The 15,840-nt window shown below is 39.3% G+C and carries 15 protein-coding genes; 6 read left to right on the plus strand and 9 right to left on the minus strand.

Going from position 1 to position 15,840, the window contains the following annotated elements; translation table 11 throughout:
* Window positions 1-432: 432 nt before the first annotated feature.
* Window positions 433-903, minus strand: a complete 471-nt coding sequence (locus tag ACE1AT_RS10635) for a tetratricopeptide repeat protein (RefSeq protein WP_374868022.1) — start codon at window positions 901-903, stop codon at window positions 433-435.
* 433 nt (window positions 904-1,336) lie between these two features.
* On the opposite strand from ACE1AT_RS10635, the gene ACE1AT_RS10640 reads away from it, so the two are divergent.
* From ACE1AT_RS10640 to ACE1AT_RS10655, 4 genes are all read left to right on the plus strand, one after another.
* The gene (locus tag ACE1AT_RS10640) at window positions 1,337-2,596 is read left to right on the plus strand and encodes a GTP cyclohydrolase II (RefSeq protein ID WP_374868046.1); all 1,260 of its coding nucleotides are present in this window, start codon (window positions 1,337-1,339) and stop codon (window positions 2,594-2,596) included.
* A gap of 150 nt (window positions 2,597-2,746) precedes the next feature.
* Window positions 2,747-4,030 (plus strand): URC4/urg3 family protein, encoded by a 1,284-nt coding sequence (locus ACE1AT_RS10645; protein WP_374868024.1) that lies wholly within the window; start codon window positions 2,747-2,749, stop codon window positions 4,028-4,030.
* 210 nt (window positions 4,031-4,240) lie between these two features.
* Window positions 4,241-4,876, plus strand: coding sequence for a uracil phosphoribosyltransferase (gene upp, locus ACE1AT_RS10650; RefSeq protein WP_374868026.1), 636 nt, complete (start codon window positions 4,241-4,243; stop codon window positions 4,874-4,876).
* Window positions 4,877-5,465: 589 nt separating this feature from the next.
* Complete coding sequence (locus ACE1AT_RS10655; RefSeq protein ID WP_374868028.1) at window positions 5,466-5,882, plus strand: DUF2294 domain-containing protein; 417 nt, start codon at window positions 5,466-5,468, stop codon at window positions 5,880-5,882.
* 53 nt (window positions 5,883-5,935) lie between these two features.
* Here ACE1AT_RS10655 and ACE1AT_RS10660 read toward each other — a convergent pair whose 3' ends face one another.
* The 6 genes from ACE1AT_RS10660 to ACE1AT_RS10685 form a co-directional block, all read right to left on the minus strand.
* On the minus strand, window positions 5,936-6,325 hold the full coding sequence (locus ACE1AT_RS10660; protein ID WP_374868030.1) for a PleD family two-component system response regulator: 390 nt from the start codon (window positions 6,323-6,325) through the stop codon (window positions 5,936-5,938).
* A 570-nt stretch (window positions 6,326-6,895) separates the two neighbouring features.
* Window positions 6,896-7,441 carry a YqeG family HAD IIIA-type phosphatase gene (locus tag ACE1AT_RS10665; RefSeq protein ID WP_374868032.1) on the minus strand — a complete coding sequence of 182 codons (546 nt, stop codon included), beginning with the start codon at window positions 7,439-7,441 and terminating at the stop codon, window positions 6,896-6,898.
* A gap of 238 nt (window positions 7,442-7,679) precedes the next feature.
* Complete coding sequence (locus ACE1AT_RS10670; protein ID WP_374868034.1) at window positions 7,680-8,252, minus strand: DUF3727 domain-containing protein; 573 nt, start codon at window positions 8,250-8,252, stop codon at window positions 7,680-7,682.
* Between the two features lie 209 nt (window positions 8,253-8,461).
* Window positions 8,462-9,004, minus strand: a complete 543-nt coding sequence (gene ruvX, locus ACE1AT_RS10675; RefSeq protein WP_374868036.1) for a Holliday junction resolvase RuvX — start codon at window positions 9,002-9,004, stop codon at window positions 8,462-8,464.
* Between the two features lie 4 nt (window positions 9,005-9,008).
* Entirely contained in the window at window positions 9,009-10,271 is a 1,263-nt protein-coding gene (locus tag ACE1AT_RS10680) for a GNAT family N-acetyltransferase (RefSeq protein ID WP_374868038.1), read from the minus strand.
* A gap of 197 nt (window positions 10,272-10,468) precedes the next feature.
* A complete protein-coding gene (locus tag ACE1AT_RS10685) occupies window positions 10,469-10,672 on the minus strand; it encodes a hypothetical protein (protein ID WP_374868048.1) in 204 nt (67 codons plus the stop codon).
* A gap of 474 nt (window positions 10,673-11,146) precedes the next feature.
* Here ACE1AT_RS10685 and ACE1AT_RS10690 point away from each other — a divergent pair, with 474 nt between their 5' ends.
* On the plus strand, window positions 11,147-13,234 hold the full coding sequence (locus tag ACE1AT_RS10690; protein WP_374868040.1) for an ATP-binding protein: 2,088 nt from the start codon (window positions 11,147-11,149) through the stop codon (window positions 13,232-13,234).
* A gap of 81 nt (window positions 13,235-13,315) precedes the next feature.
* Here the strand turns inward: ACE1AT_RS10690 and ACE1AT_RS10695 are convergent, their stop codons facing one another.
* Window positions 13,316-13,699 carry a hypothetical protein gene (locus ACE1AT_RS10695; protein ID WP_374868042.1) on the minus strand — a complete coding sequence of 128 codons (384 nt, stop codon included), beginning with the start codon at window positions 13,697-13,699 and terminating at the stop codon, window positions 13,316-13,318.
* A gap of 200 nt (window positions 13,700-13,899) precedes the next feature.
* Here ACE1AT_RS10695 and ACE1AT_RS10700 point away from each other — a divergent pair, with 200 nt between their 5' ends.
* Window positions 13,900-14,325 (plus strand): hypothetical protein, encoded by a 426-nt coding sequence (locus ACE1AT_RS10700; RefSeq protein WP_374868050.1) that lies wholly within the window; start codon window positions 13,900-13,902, stop codon window positions 14,323-14,325.
* Window positions 14,326-14,419: 94 nt separating this feature from the next.
* On the opposite strand, the gene metK is transcribed toward ACE1AT_RS10700, so the two are convergent.
* Window positions 14,420-15,604 (minus strand): methionine adenosyltransferase, encoded by a 1,185-nt coding sequence (gene metK / locus ACE1AT_RS10705; RefSeq protein ID WP_374868044.1) that lies wholly within the window; start codon window positions 15,602-15,604, stop codon window positions 14,420-14,422.
* Window positions 15,605-15,840: the final 236 nt, after the last annotated feature.

The raw sequence follows: 15,840 nt of genomic DNA on the forward strand, positions 1-15,840 counted from the left end.
AAATTAAACCTCGTCCATCTTGAAAAGAGGAGTTTTTCAAAAAGGACATTATGTAGGTTGGGTGGAACGGAGTGTAACCCAACATTAACCAGACTATAATGTTGGGTTTCGCTGTCGCTACACCCAACCTACAAAACTACACTACAAGTAAACAAAATATTTTCATCGAAATTAATTAGCTTTTATAAAGCTAGCAAAAAAACTTTACATTGATTTCAATTGTCATATTTTTCCAGCTTTCTAATGTTAAGAAACTGGCTGGAAAAATTTATTCCTGGCTACTGGTTGTTATTGACACAAGTGAAGTTTCCACTGGTATCAATAACAAAAAAGCCATACTGGATAATTATTTGCACCAATTGAGACTTTAAATATTATTTTTTAGTCTTTGGTCAAATTTAATACAAAATATTATTCTTTATTTTTTGTGTTTTAACTTAATCGAAATGAACATTCGAGAATTAATTTTTGATTGATTAGAGAGTAGGGTTGAATTTCGAGGGCGCGCTTAAAAGCTGCGATCGCTTTTGCGTATTCTCCTAAAGCTGCATAACTTAAGCCCATGCCATGCAGTGCGCCAAAATGAACTGGATTAATCTGAATAGTCATTAGACAATCAGCTAAAGATTTTTCATACTGGCTAGTAGTGTAGTAAAGAAAAGCACGACGATTCCAAGCTTCAGCAAAGTCTGGTTGTTCATTAATTAACTCAGTCAAGACTGCTTCGGCTTTGTTAGTTTGTCCTGAATCTAGTAATTTCTGACTGCGTTCAATCATTTCTAAGCCATATATTCCCTTTTGCTGATACCAGATACGCCAAAGCTTTTTTGTCGCTTGTTCGCGGACTTTTTCATCAGAATTTTTCAAGTCTTCAAGTAAGGAATTGACAAATAAAGAATCCATGAATTTGACGTGAGAGTATAGTATCTTTAGGATCAAATTTCGCACAAAATGTTCTCAAAAGTAACTTCTTAATCGACCTTTTAAAATTCACCTTATAAATTGCAAGTTAAAGCAATCAATGTGTGGTTTGTTGTAGCCTGTAATACGATATATAGCAATCCGGAGAGAATCAAGGTTTTTAGCTCTGATAAATCCGGGTGTAGGGGTGCAGTAGAGACGCGATTATACTCTTACCTTGAAGCCGCTCTTACCCTGGTCTACGCGTCTGTACTAAGGGTGTAGGAGGATTTTGTGGGTGTGGGTAAAATTTTTGGGATATTTGTAAAGATATGAAGCATAGGAAGAATGTCAGAGAACATCTAGCCATCAACTATTGACGTTTGACTGCTGGCTAGTGACTAATAAGAAGTATCCCAAGAAAAAATAAATGACTATGCCAAACCAAAACAGCGTTTCCAGGCATATAGTTCTAACTTCTCATCCCAGTCGTTTTGGTCCCAAACCAATTCCTATCAAGTGGGGAGCAAGCGACCCGATGGAACGGGGTCCCGTGATTGCCACTTTGACAAAACAAGCACACCGTAATGTGATTGGTACTCATTCTGGCAGTTATGCGGTTTATCGTGCCTTAGCAGTGGCAAGTGGTGCATTACAGTCAGATCACAGAGCAGACCTCACTAATACTTCTCCAATTGAGCATATCGGGCCGCATCCTAGTTGGTTTGATCCTGATAAGATTGTTTCCCTCGATCCCTTTGGGGCAATTGTGGGTGAAGTATTCGCACCTTACTACGAGCAAGGGTATGATATTCGCCCCACGATCGCGATTACCAAAGCCCACATCAATATGCCTGAATTACTGGAGGCTGTAACTAAAGGACGCTTGGCGATCGATGGCAAGATTATGAAACCAGGTGGCGATTTGGTTGTTACCAAAGCTGCGATTGAGCCAGTTTGGTATTTACCAGGAGTTGCAAAACGCTTTCAAATCAGTGAGGGTGAATTACGACGTGCTTTATTTGAACAAACCGGAGGTATGTTCCCAGAACTGGTGACGCGAACTGATTTGGAGGTATTTTTACCGCCAATCGGGGGCGTGACGGTTTATATTGTGGGGGATGTAGCAGCAATTAACGACCCTAGTAAACCTCTAGCAGTACGAGTACATGATGAGTGCAACGGTTCTGATGTTTTTGGGTCAGATATCTGCACCTGTCGCCCCTATCTGGTACATGGCATAGAAGTTTGTGTGCAAACTGCACAGGAAGGGGGTGTTGGGATCATTATTTACTGTCGCAAAGAAGGACGTGCTTTGGGAGAAGTGACGAAATTCTTAGTTTACAACGCCCGCAAGCGACAAGAAGGAGGCGATCGCGCTGATGCTTATTTTGCTCGTACTGAATGTGTCGCGGGTGTGCAAGACATGCGCTTTCAGGAGTTAATGCCAGATGTTTTGCATTGGTTGGGAGTTACCCGCATCGATCGCATGGTGTCGATGAGCAACATGAAATACAATGCCATCACGACAGCCGGGATCGAAATTGGGGAACGCATACCCATTCCCGAAGAGTTGATTCCCCAAGATGCCCGTGTCGAAATTGAAGCTAAAAAAGCTGCTGGTTATTATACCACAGGTAAGGTGTTGGAAATTGATGATTTAGCGGAGGTAAAAGGGCGTTCTTTAACAGATTAAGTCAAGGGTCAATGGTAATGGGCATTGGGCATTGGGCATTGGGCATCGGGCATTGGGCATTGGGCATAGTAATATCCCAATTACCCATTACCAATTACCCATTACCAATTACCAAAAGTTGGGGTGTGTTGGTTGGAGGAAGTTGGAAACGTGGAAATAGAAACCGCCAAGGACGCGATAGAGGTGCAAGCGTCTGATTGTAATAGTAGAACGCCAAGATCAGAAACTGAGGTGGTTGCTTATTTGCGATCGCCAATTGCGATTCGAGAGCGTTGTGAACAAATATTTACAATGGCTGTTGCAGGTAAGTCTGATCATTTTGCTTGTGATTTAGATCAGTTGGAACGAGTAGCAGATTATGTGATTGAAGTGATACGGGAGCAATATCCTGATTTACAAATCCCGTTTCACAGTCGTTGGCGACATTTTGAAGTTGGTGGTGTACCACGGTTGGCTAAGTTGGATGAAAAATTAGCCCAGATGACGCCCATCGAGAAAGCTGCTGCTAAGTTTGATTTAGCCATAATTAGTGTGTTATTGGATGCTGGTGCTGGCGATCGCTGGCATTTTTATGAAGAAGAAACTCAGTTGAGTTTTAGGCGTTCTGAAGGTTTGGCAGTTGCTAGTTACCAAATGTTTTGTCAAGGACTTTTTGCGAGCGATCGCCATCAACCTTTACAAGCAAATGCCCTCAGATTGCAACAATTAACAGAACAAGAATTAGCTGATGGATTTGGTGTCACCGCAGATAATCCCTTGGTGGGAATTGCAGGGCGATCGCAATTACTACAAAAGTTAGGTCAAGTCCTGCTAGCTTCGCCCCAGAAGTTTGGGGAACAAAATCCCCGCCCTGGCAATCTAGTAAATTATCTTTTGACGAAAGTAAAAAATAACCAGTTAGCAGCTGCAACTGTATTAAATGCTGTTTTGCAAGGACTGAGTGACATTTGGCCCGGACGCTTAGAAATTGCTGGGTCAAATCTGGGAGATGTCTGGTTTCATCCAGCCGTTACTGATGACGGTTTGATACCTTTTCACAAACTATCTCAGTGGCTGAGTTATTCTCTACTTGAGCCTCTCCAAGAATTAGGTATACAAATAATCAACTTAGATGCTCTGACTGGATTACCAGAATATCGTAATGGCGGCTTATGCCTAGACTTGGGACTGATTAAGGGTAAACATTCAGATATTTTTACTGAACCTCAATCAGTAGCGTCCGAAGTTATCGTTGAATGGCGCGCCTTGACTGTCATTCTCCTAGATCGAATCGCCGCTACAGTCCGAGCCAAATTAGGTATGAGTAATGAGGAATTACCATTGGTAAAAATTTTGCAAGGAGGAACCTGGACAGCTGGACGAAAAATAGCTGCTCAACTCCGCACAGGTGGTATTCCTCCCATACAGATAGAAAGTGATGGCACAGTATTTTAGTTGTCATTGGTCAATGGATAGGGAACTCTTAACAGGGAACAGGGAATGGGTAACAAGTTCTTAAATTTTGAATTTTGTACGCCCTTGGCGTTCCCGAAGGGTATTTTGAATTGATGTATCCTCCGTGTCTCCCTTCCAGTCCCCAATCCCCAATCCCCAATCCCTAATCCCCAATCCCCAATCCCCAATCCCCAATCCCCAATCACTAACATGGGAAATCAAGTAATACTAATTGAGCATCCATTAATTCAGCACAAACTGACGCTGATGCGTAAGGTTGAAACCAGTACGGCAACATTTCGCTTTCTGTTGAAAGAAATTAGTATGTTGTTGGCATATGAGGTAACGCGAGATTTAAAGCTCAAATGTGAACTAATTCAAACACCTCTAGCTCAGATGAATGCTCCTGTGCTTGCATCAGACAAAAAGCTGGTGATCATTTCTATTCAACGAGCAGGACAGGGAATTTTGGACGGAATGCTAGAGCTGCTACCATCAGCACGAGTGGGACATATTGGTTTATACCGTGATCCCAAGACCTTGATTCCTGTAGAGTATTATTTCAAAGTCCCCCACGACATAGAAAAGCGAGATGTACTGGTAGTCGATCCGATGCTGGCTACTGGTAATTCTGCTGTCGCAGCAGTGGAAAGACTCAAATCAACCAATGCGCGATCGCTCAAGTTTGTTTGCTTACTTGCTGCGCCTGAAGGAATCGCACATTTCACTGAAGTACACCCCGATGTCCCTATATACACTGCGGCTATAGATGAAAAGTTGGATGTTCATGGCTACATTATTCCCGGATTAGGAGACGCCGGGGATAGATTATTTGGAACGAAGTGAAGTAGTCACGAAAACAAAGAGTGTAAGGATGTAGGAGTTTATGAAACGGTGATGACTCCATTAGACATCTGGTGAAAAATAATGTAGAGACGCGTAGCAAGATCCCGCAGTGTAATTTCGCGTCTCTACAAGGATTCTGGCTGACGCATATTTAATTATTGGAGATGTCTATTAGTTTTATAGTCATTAACTCATTGCTTTATTAAAAAACCTACACCCCTATACCCACTTGCAAATCAGAAGGAAAAAATTAGCTGTCATTTCTCATACCTTCTAATACATGCTTTGACAAGTTAATACGTATAATAAAAGCTTATTATGTATTCTATCTGCTTCTACATTCACAGGAAATTGCTGGTTTAAGATATTTATTTTTATACCTATAGTCTGCAATATTGCTGAATTAATGGTTTTTGTGATGAATATTTGGATACTATAACACTTTATTTATAACAGATGCTACGGTATTAGGTGTTGTTGAACTTAAAGTCAACAGGGTGTTCGTATTCACCAAAACTATGAATACTTGTTATCTATTTCATTATGTATTTATATTTGATTTGAGGCTTTTCTAATATAGGAAATTAATATGTCAGCACCGACAATTGGACAATTAGAGAGAGAAATTTCTAATCGTATTCGTTCTCTGTATAATGTTGAACTTGGGTTACGTCCTAGTAAAATTAATTGTCATTTTTTTCATGGAGAATTAGCAATTACTCTAGAAAATACTGTGAGTAAAATTGAGCAAATTTTGATTAAATCTGGTTCTGATATCCTGGCTGAACAAGTCAGAATCGATATAGACAGAATTATCGTTCCGCAAATTCAATATTTGGTTGAAGAAGTAATTGGTAAACCGGTTTTAGACCTAATTACCCACACAAATTTAACAACTGGTCGAACTGGTATGATTGTTTTTATAGGAAATTTGCCAGAAGTTCGCAATCCCCAAGCTATTCCCAAAGCTTATAAGAAAAAAGTAGCTGGCTCGAATAGCAATTGACGAGCCTCACTAGTTAATTTTTTTGCGCTGGTCTACATAGTTAGTTAAAAGGTTTAGTTAACACAATGTAATAGGCTCAGATGGCGGCGAAGACAAAATTCTATTTGTTGGAAATTGAAGGGTTTAGCTATACAATCAACAGCTCCGGTATTGAGAGCAGGATTTAAATCTTCTGTACTGCTTCCAGATGTTAACCCAATAATTGGTATTTGCTTGGTTTCTAAATTACGCTTGAGGTAATAAATAACTTGGATACTATTCAAGTCAGGCAGAACCATATCTAGAAAAATTAAATCTGGTTTATGAGTTTGCGCCATGATTAAAGCTCTTACCCCTTGTTTGGCACACATGCATGAAAATTGTAGTTTTTTAATATAGCTATTGAGAATTTCTAATTCATGTAGATTTGGCTCTACAACTAAAATCAATGGCTGCCTATTCATAAACATCAACAATCCCCACACATCTTAATTACATTTGAATAAATCTTCGTAACCAGGTGATTTTTTTTCACAAATGGGTACGAGGATTCCTCCAGGCGGCTATACTCTGTGCGGTCTGAACGGATTAACTCGTGTGTGACTGACTAGGTTGGGTATCTGCGCTAGTATTCAGGATAGAACACCACAAGCTAGTGGCAACACCAAGCAGATATAATGCTAATAATTGTATGTATAGTCAAGAGTTAGTTGATAAAAATTTATATTAGTACAGCTTTGCATCAAATTGTAACGTTTTTAGAAGCAAAGATACGTGGAGTCTGGAGTATATTTACAGAGAATTTGATACTAATTAATGAAATTCTATACTTAGGTATTTAATGATGAAACTAATCACTGTAGACAAAACGCTAGCCCATACAGTGAGTACGGGCTAGCGCTTTATATATATGTAACTTCTTGTTATTTTTAGGGTCTTTATTTTGCTGACCCCAATGTTATCTATACTTATGATCCCCTATTTTTGTAGCAAACAAAGTTTTTTTAATTTTTTCTTTAGATTTACTTTCCTGACTATTTGTGAAGCTTTGTAAATCTACGTTTTTTAGGGCTTATGGAAGCTCCCATGACTTCCGATACCCAAACTTCAAAGTTGCGGATTGGATGAGAGCGCAAAGCAACATCAGGATGAACAATTGGTTCAACCAAAATGGTAAACATTCCTAGACGATTACCAGCTAAGACATCGGTAAATAAGCGATCGCCAACCATTGCGACTTGTTTTGCAGGTAAGTTCATCGCACTGAGAGCGGCTCTAATCTTACGTCGCGACGGTTTAGCCGCGCCCAAGTAGTAAGGTAAATCCAAAGAACGAGCAATATTACCGATGCGGACTTCACTTAAGTTATTGCTGACAAGGTACAGGGTTGCTACCTGACGGATTTCCTGAACCCACTGTTGTAGTTCTGCCGAAGTCGATACTACTTTAATTGGTACTAATGTTTCATCTACATCCAACACCAGCCCTTTCAGCTCATATTGTTGGATGATGTCGGGTGTGAGATTCAACACTGAACCTTCCAAAATTAAATCAGGCTGTAAGAGTTTGTTCCAGCGCATAGTTTCGTTAGAAGTCAATGGTCAAGGGTTAATGGTCAATGGTCAATGGTCAATGGTCATTAGTAAATAACTCTTGACTATGGACACTAGATCATAGACACATTTTTATGAAATTTATGCAATAACTAAAACATTTGGCAAAAATCCTGCCAAATGTTGTAGCTCATAGCTAGTAATAATTAAAAATTCCTTATGTAGAAATTAAGCATTACCTTAGTTTTGTTTTGAATTTTTAATTTTATTCAACTTCATTAAACAAATGCTCTTCTAACAAAGGTTGCACTTGACGGAATTCTTCTGGAGAGAGTAATTCAGGTTTACCAGTTTTAGATATGCGTGCAAAAAATAGCAGTGGGTCGAGGGGAGTATAAATCGCATACTCCTGATCTTCATGGTAAAAGCTGGCTAGCAATTGTAATTGCTCTGGTTCTAAATCTGACTGTTCGTCTTCGATTTCTAAAGTGAACAGTTCTGATTCTTCTACTGGGGGTAATTCACCTGCGACAGTTAAAGCATAAGCTGTATTATTGAGGACTAGATTTTGTTCTGATAGCACAGCTTGGGCAGTGCTAAAAATTTGCTCGATAGTTGTATCATCTTCTACCAGAACAGCCTCTTCTTCTTCTTCCTCGCCTTGCCAAGCAAAGATTTCTACAGGTGAGTCAACCGGAAGTAGCAAAAAGTAGCCTTGTCCATCAACTTCGAGTGAATGCTCAATATAACATTCGAGCGATCGCCCTTTATCATCGCTCAAAGTAATAGTTCCAGCATGTTCGCGATCGTGTTCGTCAGAAAAATAAGAAAAAGACATAGCCGAGATATAAACTGTATGACTACCAGCTATTTTATAGATGGGGAGATGGGAATGGGATTAAGGATTAGGTATCAGAGATTGAGGATTGGGGATTGAAAATACCCGTTCCCCGTTCTCCGTTTTCCGTTCTCCGTTCCCTGGTTCCTTCAATTCTTTCCTACCTTGGCTGGTTAACAGATTTCAGAATATCATGCGACAAGCTATGCTTACTCAGCAGATAATTCTGTTGGTTGTAAGCTAGTTCGTCGTATATCCAACCATTGCTGTAATATTAAAGCTGCGGCCTTACGGTCAATCAAAGCTTTATGGCGTGATGGAGAACGGTTTTCAGCTAAGAGCAACTGCTCTGCTTGAAAAGAAGTTAATCGCTCGTCTACATACTCCACAGGTAAGTGCAGAGCTTTCCTTAGTCGTGTCGCAAACTTTTGCACTTGTTTGGCTTGGAATCCTAAAGAACCGTCCATTGAATAAGGTAAACCGACGACTAAAACTTCTACTTCTCGTTCTTTAATTAATTTTTGTATCTGTTCGACATCTTGCTGAAAAGATGTACGTTCGACAGTGGTAATTCCAGTGGCTATTAAGCCTAAGCGATCGCACCCCGCCACACCAATTCGTTTACGACCAACATCTAATCCTAAAGCAGAAACATATTTAGAACTAGAGTAAGACACAGAAGTGAAATTCCTGTCTTCTCCCCCGTGTCCCCCGTGTCCCCCGTCTCCCTTTTGTCCCTGTTCAATATCCACAGCACTACTCCTGCTGTCCATCAGCTGAATCTTGCTGACAAAATGGCTCTACAATGTGAGAGTTTTTGCTAGAAAAAGAAATATTTTCTTTTGATGGATTAGGTGGTGTTGATCTATCTGAAGAAGTTGGCTTATGTTGTGGTAGCCATGACATTCCTCCTGGTATGGGTTTGCGTGCAGGTTGCAAACCTTGTAGTACTTCAGGTAACTGAATTCCTTCCAGAGAGACAAATTTTGACTCTCGGACTTTATGCCACACCGAGCGAGACATAATCAGAGTGTGTTCTATCCGACTTGCTCCAATTTGTTCTAAATATTCTTCTCCCTCTGGTTGATAATCTGCCGAAGCTAGTTGCAAAGGTTGCTGGGGAAAATCTTGGGAAATGCGAGCAAGTTGAGTTAACAGTTCTGGATACAGCCAAGTATAGGCTGGGTGAACTGCCAGCGTCGCCATGTGTGGTTCTTCACCTTTACGGTCTAAAGTAATTTGAAAATAACCGATCGCGGCTTTACGTTGAGGCTCAAATACGTAACCACTGACCACTTCAGTTTTTGTCACCCATTGCTTCACAGCGTCAACCAAAGCACCAAACAGGTTGGTTTTAAAGTCATCAGTTTGCCGATCAAATACCTGGCGTACCAAAGGTGGCATTGATGCTGTATCTAATTGATATAGCAGTTGAGCATCAGCATTACTTATGGGTAGCATATTAGGCAAATCAGGGTTAATCTGTGCCAATTCAGCTAGCAGTTCTGGTTTAATTTCCCAATAGGTCATTTCAGCCAGACGCTGAAAACCATTTTGCCGATACAGCGCCAGTGCTTCTGTATCATTAATGTTAACTTCTAGTATCCAAGTACGAGCCTCTAAAATTGACTCAAAACAGTAACGCAAAAGCTGCGAACCAATTCCTTGCTTATCGGCAGCGCGTTCTAAGATTACCCGATCTACGCGCCAAGTGCTACGCGTACGATTGAATGGCGAGACTTGGATCATTCCTAAGAGCGATCGCCCCTGTTCTGCTACATATCCACAGAAAATATACTGTAGTGGATTTGGAAACCAACTTAAAAATCTCAACAATCCATACCAGCGGCGCAGCCATTGCATTTGCCGCATAGCAAAATCGGCTCCTTTTCTGGTTTTAGCAGCGAATGAATCCATAGCTATACGTCCAATACCATCCAAGTCTCGATGTTGGATAGGTCGGATGACAATGCTAAGATTCTTCTGAAGTAATGAAGTCATTTTCATTCGAGCCGCCATTGCGCCTTAATTAAACAGAAACAGAGGTACTGCTGCATTAATATTAACGGCTTTCCACCCCTTTCTATTGCTCCAAAAGAGTGATTTTCACAACTCAATATTAAAAAGCAGACTAGTTGATGACTACATTAGCCTGGACTCAACTAGTTCTGCTTTGATTTTAGTTAAATTTTATTGAAGATTTGTATGGATTTGAACTAGATAACTCGGCGAGAAATTTGTTTTTCAAAGTTTGCTTGAGTTTGATGGAGCAATTGCTCTCGACTGTCTACCTGTGTCTGCTTCAGCGTTGGAACCAGATTGCGAGCTTGCAGAGCCATGTGCATTTGGAGGTGGGCAACATATTCACTAAAGTCTTCTTCAACGACTACGCCTGTATCCTTGAGGAACTGTGATTCCATCGCCACTGTGTTCTCCTTTGTTTGTTAATCCCTATTAATCGATTCACATTTTCAAAACTTATCACATCGTTAAACTTCACTTCTTAATTTGCAATGAAGTTTAACTAAAAATAGTCCATGGTCAAGGGTCAAACAATTTTGGATTTTGGATTTTGGATTTATCTGTCCCCCTTGTCCCCTTGCTTTTATACTTAATATTTTTTATACAAACTTATTACTTAGTTAGTCGTAAGTTTGACAGCAAAATCATTTTTGCAATATTATTTAAGACTTAATTGATTAAAGTATAAAAATTAATTTTGGAATCCATAATTTATTTAACTCAATTAAGTACTCAAGGCTACAAATTCAGCCTTGTTGTACAGCAACAGTCACAAAATTAAGGTTAAAAAAATAACAATTAAAAGAGTTGGATATCGTCTCTATGACTCATAGCTACTGCGCTTACTAGTGCTGATTAATACTAATACACAAATGCCATTCTTCAGCTTTTTCAACCAAAGTCCTGAGCAACAAACTCACCGCCAAACAGTGGGACGCGGTGTGAAGTTGCAAGCGAGTTACTCAAAACTACCTTTAAGCCAAAGAATTATCATGCCGTTTATGCTGGTGTTCTTTAGCATTATGGTGGTAGCAGTAATTAGCTTTGCTTTTTGGTTTACCAGCGCCATGGAATACCAAATGAAAAATTCTGTTGCATCAGGTGCAGCAGTTATTTTGCAGGAGTTGCAAACAGAAACACAACACTTAGGTTCTTGGGTACAGTTGATAGCAGAGCGAAATGATCTGCGTACGGCGCTGGAACAGAAAAATACTCAGACACTGCTAAAAATATTAGTTTCACATCAGACTAAATTAAAACTAGACCTGATCAAGATTGTCAATCAAAATGGTGGAGTAGTGCTGGATTTCAGACAGCCAAAATTACAAAAGTCAAACTTAGAAGATCGAACAAGTATTTCTCAGGCACTTGCTGGGATGTATCCTTTAGATGTGGTGAATCTTCAAAAACAACGAGGACAAAAGCAGTTAGTTCTGGTGGGTACAGCTCCTATTAAGTCCAACGAAGAGGAAGTGATTGGTGCAATTGAAATTGGTATTCTCATCAATAACGAGTTACTCAAAAATCTGATCGCAGCTAAAGATGAATACTTGATTGCGTTAAACGAAGATAAAACGGTTGTTGTTTCTACACTCACAGCAGTCACAAATAAAAATTGGCAATTACCATCTACCAAGATTCCACCAACACGTATTTTGCTCACAAATAGGCAATACATTGCCAAAAGTATTTCAATCCAAGGATTGAGCAATACTTCTTTGACAGTTGTATTGCTAAAGTCGCTTGTTGATCTCAACCATACAGTACAGTACCTATGCTTAAGACTGTGGGGTTTTTTCGTTGTGGGGGGTTTGATTTGTACCTTGGTGGGTAAGAATATCGCATTGAATATTTCCGAACCTTTATTGACTGTAGCGAGAGTAGCTCAAAAAGCCACTCAAGAAGGAAATTTTGATTTACAGGCTCCTGTAACTAGAAATGATGAAATTGGAATTTTGGCTACTTCTCTCAACAGTTTGATTCGTCGAGTTGCAGAGTACACTCAAGAATTAGAACAAGCTCGTACAACTTTAGAAAAGCGAGTCGAAGAACGCACTAATCAACTTTTACAGAAAAATCAGGAATTAAATCTAGCTTACGATCAACTGAGTTACGCTATTCAAGAACTCCAGCAAACTCAAGCACAGTTGATTCAAACTGAAAAAATGTCTTCACTGGGTAATATGGTTGCGGGAGTTGCTCATGAAATCAATAATCCGATTAGTTTTATCTACGGTAATATTAGCTATGCTAAGGAATATATTGAAGAATTATTAGAATTATTGAATTTGTACAGAAACGAATATCCTCAACCGACTAGTGCAATTCAAAATTGTCTAGAACAGATAGAGCTAGATTATATTAGTCAAGATTTGCCCAAAATTTTAACCTCCATGAAAATGGGAGCGCAGAGAATTCGAGAAATTGTTTTGTCTTTAAGAAATTTCTCGCGCTTGGATGAATCTGAGAAGAAAGCTGTGAATATTCACGAAGGGATTGACAGTACTTTATTGATTCTCAATCATCGCCTGAAAGAAAAAATTCAAGTTGTCAAAGAATATGAAACATTGCCATCAGTTGAGTGTTACCCAGCACAATTAAATCAGGTATTTTTGAATCTTATTAGTAATGCAATTGATGCTTTAGAAGAGGCATTTTTTAATAAATTATCATCGGTAGATAATAAACTTAATCCCCAAATTTTAATTCATACTAACAAAGTTGCAGGGAATCGCATTGACGTAAGAATTACAGATAATGGTTGTGGAATTGAACCAAAAAATCAAGATAAAATTTTTGATCCCTTTTTCACTACGAAAGAGGTGGGTAAAGGGACTGGGTTAGGATTGTGGATTTGTTATCAGATTATTCAAAAGCATCAGGGTAAGATTGAAGTCAATTCTTTACTTGGCGAAGGAACTACTGTCACCGTGACGCTTCCGCTTCTGCAAAAAGCATAACAAAAAGCATAAGTAGTTGGACAAAATTAAATTTAGCTCGAAGTTTCTCGTTTCAACCTCGGAATTTCTCGTTTCAATCTATCAAAATCCAAACCAATCACAATCTGTCGTGGTGTATGGTCTATATTCGTTAGGAACTATATTTTTTTGACCAGCAAACTTCCTTCCGTAATAACCATCGTCAAAACCACGTGCAAATTCACCACCAGCGGTACGTGGTTTGTACGTATTACCCTTTTTAGCACTTTCACGCCCTTGACGGTAGCCATCGGCGTAAGCTTGAGGGTGATAGGCGGGATCTTCATCAACCAACCATTGAGTTATGGGATAGCAATAGTTTGGTTGATAAAAAGGATATATATGATGATAGTTGTAACGCCCATGAGCTTGAACTGATTGATTGTTGAAGAGAAAACTAGTAGCAGTTGTCAAAGCTACTAGACTTGTCATAATAATTTTGTTCATAATCTTAGTCTCCAGAGTTATGCAACTCCTGGTACTTTTAAGATATCGAGCAAAATATTTAATTGACATCACCTGTTAGGGTGAGCAAGAAAAATTTTAATTTGGAAAGGAAATAGTTAGCTAAATGATTGTATGAGGTTAATATTTTGCAGCCTTTGCCAGCAAAAATTGCTTCCACAAAAGTCACAGGAGATTATACAGTGAGTAGTCTGGGCAAAAAAAGGTTAGATGTTGCGATCGCCATCACCGCTTACGCTATGGGTGGTAGTGGTATTTCAGCTACGCCGACTCCTGGCGTAGAAATTCCCAAGCAGGTTGTTTTAACTGCTGCTGATATTGCGATGTACACTTCAATCTGGAAAACCTATTTTCAAGAAGAATTATCCAGCAAACAACTAACAGATATGCTGACAGAGTTAGGCTTAGTCACAGTTGCAGCCACAGGAACAGCTTACATTGTTTCAAAAGCAACGACAGCTATATTGTGTGAAATTACAGACTGGCTTGGTCCTGTTGGTTGGAGTGTAGGAGCTGCGATCGCAGGTTCTTTAACTGGTTTATTTGGTGCTACTTGGGCAGTATATTGCGATTATCTTTATCGTCAAAAAGAACCTCAAGCTGTGTAAGTTTGTTATTTGTCATTTGTCATTTGTCATTTGTCATTTGTTATTTGTCAATACAAAGGACCAATGACCAATGACCAATGACTTTTGATATTTTTTAAAACGCATCAACTTTATCTGTTTTTTCCCAAGGTAGTTCTAAATCATTTCTGCCTACATGACCATAAGCAGCTAATTGTCTGTAAAAACCACTTTTATGAATTGAAGGTAGAAATCTTAAATTAAATTCTTTGATGATTCCTGCCAAACGAAAATCAAAATTTGCTTCTAATATTTTTGTAATTTCTTCATCGGAAATTTTGCCTGTGCCAAAGGTTTCTACTTGAATACTGACTGGTCTGGCAATACCAATTGAGTAACTTAGTTGCACCTCACATTCATCAGCAATACCTGCTGCTACTACATTTTTAGCTGCATAACGAGCAGCATAGGCCCCTACTCTATCAATTCTAGTTGGGTCTTTGCCACTGAGGGCTGAACCACTATGTTGTGCATAGTCACCATAAGTATCTATGGCGTTTTTTCTACCTGTTAATCCAGAATGGACAGCAGGGCCACCCCTAATAAATTGTCCATCAGGATTAATAAATATTCTGGTTTTTTCATCTGGTTGAATTTCTTCAGTGGCAAATACTGGTTGAATTATTGTTTCGTAAATATCTGCATTAAGTTGTTGTAAATCAGGATATTTAGCTTTGTTTTGACTGGCAATAACTGTGAGGCTGTGAATTCTATAGGGGTGGCGATCGCGATATTCAACACCTACTTGAGTTTTGCCATCGGGAGTGAGATAAGAAAGTAGATTTTGACTCCTGACTTCACTAATTCGCTTTGCTAATTTGTGAGCTAACCAAATTGGTAAAGGCATCAAAACGGAAGTTTGATTGCAGGCAAAACCAAAAACTGTAGCTTGATTTTTAACAGGGATTTTCTCTATCTCTGCATCAGATAATTCCTGTTCACGAAAAGCATAAGTTTGATCTGCTGGCAATTCTGAAAGACTGGTCAAAATGCTGCAAGTTTTGCCATTAAATTCAGTATGCTCATAACCCACCTGATCAATTATTTTTCTAGCTACATTCGTAAAATCTACGTTAGCATTAGGTTCAAATCTACCTGCAATAAAGACAATACCTGTAGATACCGCACATTCTGTAATGATGCGAGCATAAGGGTCTTGCTGAAGAAAACGGTCTACGATCGCATCACTGATTTGATCGCAAAGTTTATCCGGATGTCCTTCTGTTACAGATTCTGATGTAAACATGAAGTCTTTTTTCATAATTAGTAAGTTGGTGAGAATAAATCAAACTATGCTAAGTAAGCTAAAATTATTGAAATAAGTTCGTCTCAAAAAAGGACTAAAGTCCTTACTACAAAACTAAAGGTTTGTAGGTTGGGTGTAGCGACAGCGAAACCCAACATTATAGTCTGGTTAATGTTGGGTTACACTCCGTTCCACCCAACCTACATAATGTCCTTTTTGAAAAACTCCTCTTTTCAAGATGGACGAGGTTT

Source organism: Pelatocladus sp. BLCC-F211 (genome assembly GCF_041928655.1).
Taxonomy (GTDB): domain Bacteria; phylum Cyanobacteriota; class Cyanobacteriia; order Cyanobacteriales; family Nostocaceae; genus Pelatocladus.

Excerpts from the sequence above, each read along its gene's own strand:
- ACE1AT_RS10690 (WP_374868040.1), top strand. The coding sequence starts at position 11,147 with ATGCCATTCTTCAGCTTTTTCAACCAAAGTCCTGAGCAACAAACTCAC.
- ACE1AT_RS10660 (WP_374868030.1), bottom strand. The coding sequence starts at position 6,325 with ATGAATAGGCAGCCATTGATTTTAGTTGTAGAGCCAAATCTACATGAA.
- metK (WP_374868044.1), bottom strand. The coding sequence starts at position 15,604 with ATGAAAAAAGACTTCATGTTTACATCAGAATCTGTAACAGAAGGACAT.
- ACE1AT_RS10685 (WP_374868048.1), bottom strand. The coding sequence starts at position 10,672 with ATGGAATCACAGTTCCTCAAGGATACAGGCGTAGTCGTTGAAGAAGAC.
- ACE1AT_RS10635 (WP_374868022.1), bottom strand. The coding sequence starts at position 903 with ATGGATTCTTTATTTGTCAATTCCTTACTTGAAGACTTGAAAAATTCT.
- ACE1AT_RS10655 (WP_374868028.1), top strand. The coding sequence starts at position 5,466 with ATGTCAGCACCGACAATTGGACAATTAGAGAGAGAAATTTCTAATCGT.
- ACE1AT_RS10670 (WP_374868034.1), bottom strand. The coding sequence starts at position 8,252 with ATGTCTTTTTCTTATTTTTCTGACGAACACGATCGCGAACATGCTGGA.
- ACE1AT_RS10680 (WP_374868038.1), bottom strand. The coding sequence starts at position 10,271 with ATGGCGGCTCGAATGAAAATGACTTCATTACTTCAGAAGAATCTTAGC.
- upp (WP_374868026.1), top strand. The coding sequence starts at position 4,241 with ATGGGAAATCAAGTAATACTAATTGAGCATCCATTAATTCAGCACAAA.
- ACE1AT_RS10695 (WP_374868042.1), bottom strand. The coding sequence starts at position 13,699 with ATGAACAAAATTATTATGACAAGTCTAGTAGCTTTGACAACTGCTACT.
- ACE1AT_RS10640 (WP_374868046.1), top strand. The coding sequence starts at position 1,337 with ATGCCAAACCAAAACAGCGTTTCCAGGCATATAGTTCTAACTTCTCAT.
- ACE1AT_RS10665 (WP_374868032.1), bottom strand. The coding sequence starts at position 7,441 with ATGCGCTGGAACAAACTCTTACAGCCTGATTTAATTTTGGAAGGTTCA.